Source organism: Staphylococcus auricularis (assembly GCF_001500315.1).
Classification (GTDB): domain Bacteria; phylum Bacillota; class Bacilli; order Staphylococcales; family Staphylococcaceae; genus Staphylococcus; species Staphylococcus auricularis.
Map to the genome: position 1 here is coordinate 99,531 of NZ_LLER01000001.1, position 13,123 is coordinate 112,653.

Here is a 13,123-nt window from a genome sequence, read left to right on the forward strand (position 1 = left end):
GTGAATTCCCTCAGGAAACGCGTAATACTAAAGCGAATACAATAAATAAATAATAAAAAACTTACCACTAAAAGAATGGTTAATATAATTGAATGTATTTACTGTTATTTGCTTGTTCCTAAAAATAATAATTATATGTAACGAATCTAATTAAAATAATTCTAGAAATGTACACAATTTGGTTTCAAACGAGTTGTATTTGTGTATAATAAGGTTGTAATTATTTAATTAAAGGAGGATACATGAAATAGATGGAAAATTCTAAATTCACAGAAAAAGAACGAAGAAACAGGTATTCTATTCGTAAATTTTCGGTTGGAACAGCTTCATTATTAATTGGAGCTACCTTAATCTTCGGCATTGGCAACCATGCACAAGCGAGTGAAGTAGAACATCAAGAGTCTAATGTGAGTGATAGCAACAAAGATGCTGACACTGACGAAGACACGGTAGATGCTGAAGCACAAGGTTCAGTGGAAACTGCACCTGCAACAAAAGCGTCATCTCAAGACGTGACTGAAGCGGTTGAAGCTCCTGAAGCAGAAGCTGAAGAGGCATCACCAGAAGTTTCATCTGAAGATGATGCATCAGTGACTGAAGATTCAGCAGCAACTGAATCAACTGAAAGTCAAACTGAAGCCGAATCAACAGAAGAGGAACCTGAATCTGACGTTGAAGCACCAACATCTGACGTTGAAACACCTGCATCACAAGAAACACCTGAGCCAGAGGCAGACAAAGCGACTGAACAAGATTCAGAAGCATCAGAGTCTACTGAAGCCCCTGGGGAGGAAGCACCTGGCACAGAAACAGAAGAGACAACTGTTGAAGAAGAACCACAAAGTGACGTTGAATCCCCAACTTCACATGAAGTGGTTAAGCTTGAAGTGACGGATGAAGCTCCACAAGCTAAATCTGACAATAAAGGTGAAGAAGCGCAATCGACGAACCATAAAGCTGAAACAGCGCAACCTGCTAAAGAAGAAGCGTCAACATCATCAACTCAACCATTTGATATTGAAGATGTGAATGATAAAGCTTCAGCTGCAGCTTACTATGCTTCTGTAACAAACGTTTCTACTGAAGAAGCCCAAAAAGTCGTAGATTCATTAGAGTTAGAAGATTCTGAAATTACACCGGAATCATTTGCTTATGCTTTAGCGCAACGCTTTGCAGATGAGCAAGCTCGTGATGAAGTCGTTGCTACTTTACCAGGTACTACAAGAGAAGCGAGAAGTACTGCAGTCACAAGAGCTGCGAATGAACCAAAAATTACTGCTGCAAGTAAGAAAGTGATTGAAGCAGACGCGATTAAGAATGGCTATATCAAAACAGCAACTGACGCAACGAATGCGGCAAATACTTTGTCTGGACGTGCTTGGCTCGTCGATAAAGGTACACCAGCTACAATGACAAACAGTTTAACACCAGTGCCTGAAGGTACAAAAGTCTATTTACAATTTATGGATACAGACGGTGCGGTTTCACCAACGTATTCAGCAAGTACAACAAATAAATTAAGTAAAGTAGATGGATCTGAAGTAGGCCCAGGTGCTTATGCGTTTGATTTACGTCAAGGTTGGGTTGATGCCAACGGTAAGTTACACAAATTTAGCGCGAGTCCTGGTCAACGTTATCGTATCTGGATTAACGACTTCAAGACAGGAAACGGAAACACTGCGTCTATGCTTCGTGTCGCAGGTGGCTTCTTCCCTGGCACATTCATTAATTCTACAACAGATAAGAATATCGGTCAGTTCCAATTAGTTGGTACGAACATGCAACGTACAGGTATCTTTATGTCTATTCAACCAACGAATGGTTATATGACTAAAAATAATAAACAATGGATTCATGATACACAAGGTCCTTTAGCAGCACCGGCTGTAGTAGTACAAGCGAAAAATACAATTTCTGGTCACGTTTGGTTAGAAACGGGTGCAGGTGATGAATTTAACTCTGCTACAGGACCAAATAAAAACCTTAGAGATCCAGTAGCAGTCGGCTATACAGTGGTTATGTCTTCATTAACAAAAGAAGGCGGACAAGCGTATAAAGCGCAGATTGAAAGATTACCAGATGCAGAAAAAGCAGCAGCAACAAAACGCTTACTTACACAACATCCTGAGTATATTTCAGCTACTGTATATGGTGAAACAGATGGGGAAGGTAAGTATACGTTAAGATTCCCTAATGGTACATTAGATGATCAACATGTATATGGCTATGTTTTAGATAAAAAAGGTAACATCATCAAAGCTTATTCATCATTTACAACTCCAGAATTTAGAGCACCTAACAGTAACTTATCATTCACACCGCAAGCAGCACCGGCACAAAACCCAGCTATGCGCCCAATGTGGTATAATGTTAACTTTGCTGTCGTTGAATCTTCTACAGACGTAGACCTTAATATTGTTAATTACAACAATACAGATAAACCAGCTGTAGCAGGTGATAAAGTCAACATTGATATTACAGGTACGCAGCTATCTCCATTACCAACTCGTATCGAGTGGAGAGATAAAACAGGTAGGGTAGTTAAAAATACTGGAGATATTACATCAATCAAAGATGGGGAAACTAAAGGTACATTTACAGTTCCAAGTAACGTTAAAGATGGCGATGTTTACACAGCTATCTTAATTGTTGCTGATAAAGAAGTTGCAGCAGACTCATTCGTTGTTAAAGTTACAAATGCTAAAACATACGAACCAACTGCAAAAGAAGTAACTAAAGATTACGGTACGCCAGTAACACCGGAAGACATCACAAACGCCATTACGATTCCTAATTATCCAACGGATGGTCAACCGCCTAAGATCACATTTGAAGATAGCCAAATTCCAAACGGAAACACTTCAGGTACAACGGAAGTCAACGTAACAGTTGAGTATCCAGATGGATCAACAGACAAAGTGAAAGTTCCGGTAACGATCGGTAAACAGTCAGATGCTTCTAAATACGAACCGGTACCAGGCACAGTGACGAAAGATCATGGAACACCGGTAACGCCGGAAGATATCACGAATGCGATTACGATTCCTAATTATCCAAGTGATGGTCAACCGCCTAAGATTACATTCGATCCAAATCAAGTACCTGATGGTAACACACCAGGCACAACGGAAGTGGAGGTAACGGTTGAGTACCCAGATGGCACGAAAGATAAAGTGAAAGTACCAATTACAATCGGTAAAGAAACAGATGCTTCTAAATATGAACCGCATGTAGATAAAGTGACAAAAGAACATGGCACACCAATTACAGCGGACGATGTTATCGGAGCAATCTCAATTCCGAATTATCCAATCGATGGAGATCATCCAAAAGTAACGATTGATAATCCAGGACAATTACCAGATGGTAGTATTCCGGGTACAACTGAAATCGATGTGACAATTGAATATCCAGATGGTTCTAAAGACCACATCAAAGTACCAGTAACTGTGAAAGAAGGATCAGACATGAATAATGGAGGTAATTCAGGACCAGGTACTGATACAGGATCAAACACAGGTGATGGATCAGGCAATAACACTGATACAGAAACAGGTGGAGATTCTAACATGAATCACGGAGATAATTCAGGATCAGGTACTGATACAGGATCAAACACAGGTGATGGATCAGGTAATAATACTGACACAGAAACAGGTGGAGATTCTAATATGAATCAAGGCAATGACTCAGAATCAGATTCTGACACAGGATCAAACACAGAAGATGAATCAGGTTCAAATACTGATACGCAAAACGGTGAAAGTTCTGACATGAATGGTGGAGATCATTCAACATCTTCTCCAAACATGGGTGATCAATCAGGATCTAACATGGCTAATGAACAATCAAATGTTGAAGCAAATCAATCTCAATCTATGAGCAATGACAATGCGAAACATCATGATGATGCTGCAGCAATGAAAGATCAAAAATTACCTGATACAGGTGAAACTTCTAACCAAAACGCGACGCTTTTAGGTGGATTATTCGCCGCTCTTGGTTCTATATTCTTATTCGGTAGACGACGTAAAGATAAAGAAGAAAAATAATTGATCCCATGATTAGAGGTCGATCTTAAATGCTCGGCCTCTTTTCTTTTTATTTAGGAAGTTTAATTCGCGTTTGACGCTACTCCAATCTGCTTGTCGTTCCACGTGAAACGGTATCAATTTACTCACTCCTATGATTGAGTTACTGTTCTCCCTTCTATATATTTGAGCTTTCCAACATCTTTTGCAGTTAGTTTTCTATGAGAGATTTTACCTAGGCCTTTCACGTTGGACTCTGATATCGTAATTGAACCATCTTTATGTACTTTTTCTACAAATGCGACGTGTCCATATTGTGGATGGGCGCCTAGTTGATCTGCTTCAAAAACTGCGATGGTATGAGGCTCAGGTGATGAAAGAATACGATAGTTTTGTATTTGAGCTTGATTATTCCATTCGTGGGCATTGCCCCAGTCTGCTCCAATAGATTTGTTAAACTGTGCCATACGTTGGTAGACGTACCATGTACATTGACCATATGGATAAACCCCATTTGTAGCTATTTCTTTAAAAGGAACAAAATGATGAGATGACGGCGCAGATGTTTCTGATACAAAGGCATCGAGATTCGGACGTTTCTTGTTATCAAAACGAGTTAAATCATAATGTTCTATGAGCGCATTGAGCTTTTGTGCGTAATTGGGGTCTGAAGCGTATGTGCCAGCTAAATAATGGGTCGCATCACGATAAGAACGCGTTTTATTCTTCCAAGTCGATTGATAAAATAAAGCATCTCCGTCTATGCCGTGTTTTAATAACTGAGCATAGTCGAGGAGTGACGCCTTATAATTAGGATATTTACGAAATGTCGCATACGTTTTATAAGTTCGTTGGTCTTTATCTACTTCTAGCGTTTTAAACTGCACTGATTTTCCTTTGTAATTTCCTTTAATTCCAAACAAATTATAGTTAGGCTGTTGGGCCAGTTGACTTAGGCCAGAACCAGATTCCAGAACAGCTTGCGCGATGAGTACAGAAGCATAGAGATTTTGCTTCTGTCCGATACAATGTGCCTTTTTAGCAATCGATTTAATAAATTGTCGTGTTTCTTTGCTATCTACAATGACGAAAGGCTCATCGGGTGCGGCTTCAGTATGAGATATGTTAGTGTTAGTTATCGATTCTACACGTGCAGATTTTTCCGTGTTCTTGTGCGGTTTGTCAGAGGCTTCTTTCTTTTTAGGCTCCTGTTTTTTGCTTGTGTGTTTTTTAACTGAATCAGTTTTTGTTTCTTTGGCCTTTTCCTTCTTACTTTGTTCTTTAGAATTGTGGGGTTTTTCTTTGCTTGTCTTTTGAGTTTGAGGATTTTCTTTATTTGTTTTTGGAGCTCTCTCAACGTGAGGTTGCTTTTGGACATGGTTCGTTTGGTTTGGAGGAGATGCTTGATTCTGTGTAGGTGAAGGTTTATGTGGTTCTACATTAGAGTTGCGCGCAGGAGTTTGGGATTCAGGCGTTTTAGGCTTTTCAGTGGATGGTGTCTCTTGTTTAGCTGGTTTTGAATTCACCTCTGAGGTTGGAACATTGTTTTTATCAATTGTTTCAGTTGTTGGCTTTGCCTGAGCTGATTCAGGCTCGGATTCCATCTTTACCTCTTTCTTTTTCTGCACATCCGTTGACTCAGCGTCATTTTTAGGAGGGTCTGTCTGGTTAACCTTACTTTGATCGGTCGTCGCAATCGTCGTCGCAGTAGTGAAAGTTGAAAGTAGAAGCGTAGTAGATATGACGTTAAAGAGTAATCGGGGATTTTTCAAATGAGGAGCCTCTTTTCTATAAAATCATTATTTATAATTGTATTGACTGGTATCGTATATAGAGTGTCGTTATAATGAGAGGTAATAACTGAAGATAGTTTTCGCAGAGGAGTGAAGATGGATGTGTACTGGTTTTACATTTAAATCAAATGATCAAGTGATTATGGGGCGTACGATGGATTATACGTTTCCATTAGCTGGGATGCCTTCTGTGACGCCGCGTAACTACTACTGGGAATCACGTATAGATTATAAAGGACGCACCAAATATGGCTTCATTGGCACAGGTTGTGACATGGGTGGTTATCTCTACGGTGATGGTGTCAATGAACATGGCTTAGCCGTCTCTGTACAGTATGCACGTGGTTATGCAAGTTACGGTACAAAAATTAAACCTGGGAAAATGAACATTGCCCATACAGAAACCATCTTTTGGATTCTTGGATATAATCAAGATATCGACGATTTGGAACGAAATAAAAGTGAGGTTAATCTCGTCGCGGATGTGTTAGATGATATTTCTGAGGCACCACCTGTACATTATCATGTTTCAGATGCGACAGGGCGTTCAGTAGAATTAACCTTTGAAGATGGGAGCTTTAATTTAACAGAGAATCCTGTAGGGGTATTGACGAATGATCCTGGATTAGACTGGCATTATCGTAATTTAGAACGCTATAAACATATTACACCTGCTCAACATGATTCTATTGACCTTGAAGATAACGTGTCATATAAAGGTAACGAAAATGGCACATATGGTTTACCAGGAGGTTATACGTCACCTGAACGTTTTGTACGTGCTGCTTTTCTTAAACAATATATTGCACATGATGGATATCCATCACATGATATTTTAGATGCTTTTAAAATATTAAATTCGGTCAGCATTCCAAAAGGGGTCTTATCACCGAATGTGGATCCGTATCACTATACGCTTTATGTGACTGTATTGAATTTAACGAAACCGGCGCTCTATGTGAAATGGTATGACAGTACGGAAATTACGGAATTAGAACTTACTGAATCATTGATTACGAGAGATGAAATGACGTTCTTTGAACCTGAAACGGCTTTTGTGACGCGTAAGTTAAATTAACCGCTCACTAATATACACGAAATCATATCAATTTTTACTTCAGCTTTATCATATAAATCACTATATTATTTAGAGTGAGACAGCGAACTTCAATGGCGGCTGTGTCACTCTTTTTATATGTACATTGAGTGTTCAAGCAAGATAGTGTTATTTTATGCGAAAACATGAGAAAATAATTATGTAAACGTTTACAAAACAACTTTGCTACAATAATACGTTAACAAACTAAAATTGTAATCGGTTTTTAAGTTTAAAGTTGATTGTGAAAGGAAAATGCATACAGTAAAGGCATCGTTCTTTTTCAATCAAAGTAATGAATGTCTTTGTATCAAGTCCATATACGTTTTTGAATTAGCTTTAAACGAAGCAAATACGCTACGTAATAACTACAAGGGAGTAGATATTTATGGCAATTAACATTAAAGATTATATAGATGATAGTTACAATTTATTCATTAACAACGAATTTGTCCCTAGTTCAACAGGTGAACAAATCGAAGTATACAACCCAGCTACGGGTGCATTGTTATCTAAAGTCGCTAAAGCCGACGAATCTGATGTCGATAAAGCTGTAGACGCTGCGAAAAACGCATTTGAAAGCTGGAGCCGTACTTCTAATACAGAACGTGCTGAATATTTAAAACAAATTGGCGACAAAATTTTAGAAAATAAAGATCGTTTTGCGACTATCGAAACATTGAATAATGGTAAACCGATTCGTGAAACAAGTGCGATCGATGTTCCAAATGCAGCACGTCACTTTAAATATTTCGGTAGTGTTATTGAAACAGATGAAGGTACAGTAAACGATCTCGACGAAAATACAATGAGTATCGTCCGCCATGAACCGATCGGCGTGGTAGGTGCAGTCGTAGCATGGAACTTCCCACTTCTTCTTGCATCATGGAAACTTGCACCAGCGATTGCAGCAGGTAATACTGTAGTGATTCAACCTTCATCTTCAACACCACTCACATTGATTGAACTTGCTAAAATTTTCCAAGAAGTGTTACCTGCAGGTGTCGTAAATATCTTAACTGGTAAAGGTTCTGAATCTGGTAACGCAATCTTTAATCACGAAGATATTGCGAAACTTTCATTCACTGGGTCAACATCAGTGGGTTACAAAGTTGCAGATGCCGCAGCACAACGTTTAGTTCCTGCTACACTTGAACTTGGTGGTAAAAGTGCCAACATTATCTTAGATGATGCAAACCTTGATATTACTATCGAAGGTATTCAACTCGGTATTTTATTCAACCAAGGTGAGGTATGTAGTGCTGGTTCACGATTACTCGTTCATGAAAATATTTACGACGAAGTCATTTCTCGCTTGAAAGAAGCATTCAGCAATATCAAAGTAGGCGACCCATTAGATGAAAATACACAAATGGGTAGTCAAACTGGTGAAGAACAAATTGATAAAATTCAAAGCTATGTTGACCATGCGAAAAAATCTGATGCCAACATTCTTGTCGGCGGTCATCGTTTAACTGATGGTGAACTTAAAAAAGGTTATTTCTTTGAACCAACACTCATTGAACTACCAGATAACCAAAATAAATTAGCACAAGAAGAAATCTTTGGTCCAGTGCTTTCAGTTATCAAGATCAAAGATGATGAAGAAGCGGTTCGCATCGCAAATGACTCTGAATATGGCCTCGCTGGTGGCGTATTCTCTCAAGATATTACACGTGCACTTAACATTGCAAAATCAGTTCGTACAGGTCGCGTTTGGATTAACACTTACAACCAAGTGAATGAAGGCGCTCCATTTGGCGGTTACAAAAAATCTGGTATCGGAAGAGAAACATATAAAGATGCCCTTGCAAACTATCAACAAGTTAAAAATATCTATATTGATACAAGCAACGAACGTATGGGCTTCTATTAAGCCATACAATAAAACAAGACACAAAAATCCCGGCGTTCACTTTGACGCCGGGATTTTTTTATAATAAATGATTAGTGATTTTTGTTATTTTCGAAACGTTGTTGTTCGAGCTCTCTTAATTCAACACGACGGATTTTACCAGAGTTTGTTTTTGGTAGATCATCAACGAACTCGATGGCACGTGGATATTTGTAAGGTGCAACGTCTTGTTTGACGTATTGTTGTAAGGCTTTGACAGTATCGTCTGTTGCTTCTGAATCATCGTTTAGGATAACGAATGCTTTAACGATATTACCTCTGATTTCATGCGGACTTGCGACTACGGCACATTCTTTCACGGAAGGATGTTTGGTTAGTGAGTCTTCGATTTCGAACGGTCCTATGGTATAACCTGAACTGATGATGATGTCATCTTTACGGCCATCAAACCAGAAATAACCATCTTCGTCTTGTAACGCTTGGTCACCAGTGATGAAATAATCACCGCGTTGTGGATTTTCTGTACGTTTTTTATCTTTGTAATAACCTTTGAATAATGAAGGTAAATCTAACGGTACAGCGATATTACCGACTTCATTAGGGCCGAGTGGTTGACCGTCATCATCCACGATTGTGACGTAACTTCCTGGGATGGCTTTACCCATAGAACCTGGTCGGTACGGTGTATCTTTTAAGAAACCGATGAGTAATGTGCTTTCAGTTTGACCGTAACCATCACGAACAGTGATATCAAAGTTGTCTTGGAATTGGTTTACAACTTCTTTATTCAATGGTTCACCTGCGGACACTGCACTGTGTAAGTGGCTTAAATCGTAGTCACTCAAATGTCCTGATTTAACCATGATGCGGTATTCCGTTGGCGTACAACATAAGACATTGATTTGATGTTTTTCTAATAGTTCGAGGTATTTACTACCTTCAAAGCGACCTTGAAAGACGAAAGCGGTAGCACCGGAACCTAAGACAGAAAGGAATGGACTCCATACCCATTTTTGCCAGCCGGGTGCTGCTGTTGCCCACACGATGTCATCTTTGTGGATGCATAACCAGTGTTCTGGTGCCATGCGTAAGTGTGCGTAACCCCAGCCATGTGTATGAATGACAGCCTTTGGATTGCCTGTTGTACCTGAAGTATACGGAAGGAAGGCGATATCATCTCTTGATGTAGCAGCTGTTTCGAGTTCAGTGCTTTCTTTTTCAGCAGCGTCTTCAAGTGAAACCCAATTTGTTTCTGAACCATCTACGATAAATTTAGTTAGTTGGTCGAATTCATCTACACCTGCGAATTCTTCAGTCCCTTTAGCGATAGACACGACCGCTTTTGCTTCACTGTGTGTAATACGGTACTGTAAATCTTTCGTTCTTAACATTTCTGAACAAGGAATAATGATGAGACCTATTTTTAATGCTGCAATATAGAGGGCATATGTTTCAATGGCTCTAGGCATCATGATCAACACTTTGTCCCCTTTTTGTAAACCATGTGCTAAAAACATATTACCGATTTGATTCGCACGTTTGATTAGGTTCGCATATGTAATTTCCTTTATTTCATTCTTTTCGTCTTGCAGAATCACTGCTTTTCTTGACTCGTCGGATGCATATTGTTCAAATGCAGTCACGATATTATATTGTTCTGGTGCAATTAAATCTGCTTTCTCCATTTTAAAGTCTCCTAATTCATTTATGATATACATTCTACAATGTGTTGAGTATATCATATTGAAAATAAAAAATTTACCGAAAACGGTTATCCAGTAAGATGCGCGTTGCTACGAAAGACGATGACCATGCGTCATACTGACCATTTTATTTTAAAAATTGGCAACATTTTAAAAGTGATTCGTGGTATATTTAAGTTGAAAAATAAGTGGAAGAAGGGTCAGCTAAAAGGCGGTAAAAAACGAGAGGATCTAATAAGAAGAGAAAGTGATTCAAATGGTAAATGTTAATTTAGAGTTCAAGTCTCAGAAAGTAAAATACAAAAATATTTTGCAAGAATTTGTAGCTTGGCTCATGCGTTATAGAGATTTTAAAAACGAATTCACGCTGGTGATACATGATCAACCTATCATCAGTTATGGAGATTGGAATGATTGCCAAGTTGATTTGCGAACAAGAACGATTTATTACTCGTTATATGATATTACATTGTATTCGTTACCCAAAAGTAAATATTTCTACTAGTTCTTATCAAAGGCTTCTCAAAAAGATGGGGGATTTCGATGCAGAACTAAATATATTACGTATATTTGCCCATGAAGTAGGCCATTATTTTGAATATATAAGTCAATATAAAAGTTATCAAAATGAAGATTGTGAAAAAATTGCGAATGACTATGAGGAAGATATGATCCAAGATTTTATAGATGAGGTTTATTATATTTATTATTCTGAGGAAAATTAATACTATGTAACGAATTGTAGTGATGAGTTAGAAAATGTGGCGCTTAATACTAAATAGATAGAGATTGGAAGCACGTTATATGCTTTTGATAGTCTCTTCATCGCTTTCAATGCGCCCTTTTTAAAATTTCACTCATTGGACCTTTACATTCATGGGGCGTTAGCTTAAAATAAGCACTAGAAGCTTCAAAAATTCATTTTATAGCCAAAAAAAGATATAAAAAATAAGTAGAATGTAGTAAAGGCGGTTTGGTCTCATGTGTGGTTATAGTGAGGTTGAACTGCGTTTATAATAAATTGGATTGTTAACATAGGAAAAATTGAATACGGTAAAGTACGATGATTTCCTTATTATCAACTAGGAAGGTGGAACATTATGAGTAACACACAATCTAAAGATGTGATCTTGATTGGTGCAGGCGTGTTAAGTACGACATTTGGTACGTTGCTAAAACATCTTGCACCTGATTGGAACATCACTTTGTATGAACGACTCGATCGTCCAGCAATTGAAAGTTCAAACGAAAGTAACAATGCCGGGACAGGTCATGCAGCACTTTGCGAATTAAACTACACGGTCGAACAAAAAGACGGCTCTATCGATATCGAAAAAGCCAAAGAAATCAACCAAGAGTTTGAAATTTCTAAACAATTCTGGTCTTATTTAGTTCAAAATAAAGAAATCGAAGACCCACAAGCGTTTATTCGTCCATTACCACATATTAGTTTCGTTATGGGTCGAAGAGATGTGAGCTTCTTAAAACGTCGTTTCGAGACATTATCTCAACACCCTATGTTCGAGGGTATGGAATACACAGAAGATAAAGAGAAATTAGCGCAATGGATGCCACTCATGATGCAAGGCCGTGATTCTAATGTGCCTGTAGCAGCAAGCAAAATCGACTACGGTACAGATGTGAACTTCGGTGAACTTACACGTCAAATGGCGAAAAACTTAAGCGAATCTGATCACGCAACCGTTCATTATCGTCATGAAGTCGTTGGCTTCAATCAACGTAAAGACAGAAAATGGGAAGTCCGCGTTAAAGATTTAAGAGATAATACTGTCGAAACACATATTACAGACTACATATTTATCGGTGCGGGCGGTCATGCGATTCCGTTATTACAAAAAACAGGTATCCCAGAAAGTAAACACTTGGGTGGTTTCCCAATCAGTGGGGCGTTCCTCGTATGTCGTAAACCAGAAGTCGTGGAACAACATGATGCGAAGGTTTACGGTAAAGAACCACCTGGCACACCACCAATGACTGTGCCTCACTTAGACAAACGTTACATTAACGGCGGTATCAGTCTATTATTTGGACCATTTGCGGCGATTGGACCGAAATTCTTAAAAAATGGTTCTAACCTAGACTTATTCAAATCGTTGAACTCAAGCAACTTATTAACGATGGCTTCAGCAGGTTTGAAAAACTTCCCACTTGTGAAATATTCGATTCAACAAGTATTAATGAAAAAAGAAGATCGTATGAAAGAATTACGTCGCTTTGTGCCTGATGCGAGAGATGAAGATTGGGAATTACACATTGCTGGTAAACGTGTCCAAGTCATTAAAGATACGAAAGACCATGGTCGCGGCTTCATTCAATTCGGTACAGAAGTTGTGAACTCTCAAGACCACTCTGTCATCGCATTACTCGGTGAATCTCCAGGGGCTTCAACATCTGTATCTGTGGCATTAGAAGTATTAGAACGTAACTTCGCTCAATATGGTTGGTCAGATAAAATTAAAGAAATCATTCCATCATATGGCGAATCACTCATTACAGATACGAAGTTAATGCATAAAATCCGTAAACAAACGAATAAAACATTACAATTAGATAAATAATTGAGTTGATGCAGACAGGATAGAAAAATAGCTATCAATGTATGACATTTTCCTAATTTCTGTTTG

General features: G+C 38.5%; 7 protein-coding genes. 5 read left to right on the forward strand and 2 right to left on the reverse strand.

Annotated elements, in window-relative coordinates:
• The first annotated feature begins 251 nt into the window (after positions 1-251).
• Positions 252-4,052, forward strand: coding sequence for a Rib/alpha-like domain-containing protein (locus APS80_RS00425; protein WP_059106314.1), 3,801 nt, complete (start codon positions 252-254; stop codon positions 4,050-4,052).
• Between the two features lie 131 nt (positions 4,053-4,183).
• Here APS80_RS00425 and APS80_RS00430 read toward each other — a convergent pair whose 3' ends face one another.
• Positions 4,184-5,803 carry a glucosaminidase domain-containing protein gene (locus tag APS80_RS00430; RefSeq protein ID WP_059106315.1) on the reverse strand — a complete coding sequence of 540 codons (1,620 nt, stop codon included), beginning with the start codon at positions 5,801-5,803 and terminating at the stop codon, positions 4,184-4,186.
• A gap of 121 nt (positions 5,804-5,924) precedes the next feature.
• On the opposite strand from APS80_RS00430, the gene APS80_RS00435 reads away from it, so the two are divergent.
• Positions 5,925-6,902 (forward strand): choloylglycine hydrolase family protein, encoded by a 978-nt coding sequence (locus APS80_RS00435; RefSeq protein WP_059106316.1) that lies wholly within the window; start codon positions 5,925-5,927, stop codon positions 6,900-6,902.
• 406 nt (positions 6,903-7,308) lie between these two features.
• A complete protein-coding gene (locus APS80_RS00440) occupies positions 7,309-8,796 on the forward strand; it encodes an aldehyde dehydrogenase family protein (protein WP_059106317.1) in 1,488 nt (495 codons plus the stop codon).
• Between the two features lie 71 nt (positions 8,797-8,867).
• Here APS80_RS00440 and mbcS read toward each other — a convergent pair whose 3' ends face one another.
• Positions 8,868-10,460 (reverse strand): acyl-CoA synthetase MbcS, encoded by a 1,593-nt coding sequence (gene mbcS / locus APS80_RS00445; protein WP_059106318.1) that lies wholly within the window; start codon positions 10,458-10,460, stop codon positions 8,868-8,870.
• Between the two features lie 416 nt (positions 10,461-10,876).
• Between mbcS and APS80_RS00450 the strand changes: the two genes are divergently transcribed.
• Together APS80_RS00450 and mqo are read left to right on the forward strand one after the other, a co-directional pair.
• Positions 10,877-11,203 (forward strand): hypothetical protein, encoded by a 327-nt coding sequence (locus APS80_RS00450; RefSeq protein WP_145959328.1) that lies wholly within the window; start codon positions 10,877-10,879, stop codon positions 11,201-11,203.
• A gap of 375 nt (positions 11,204-11,578) precedes the next feature.
• Entirely contained in the window at positions 11,579-13,057 is a 1,479-nt protein-coding gene (gene mqo / locus APS80_RS00455; RefSeq protein WP_059106320.1) for a malate dehydrogenase (quinone), read from the forward strand.
• Positions 13,058-13,123: the final 66 nt, after the last annotated feature.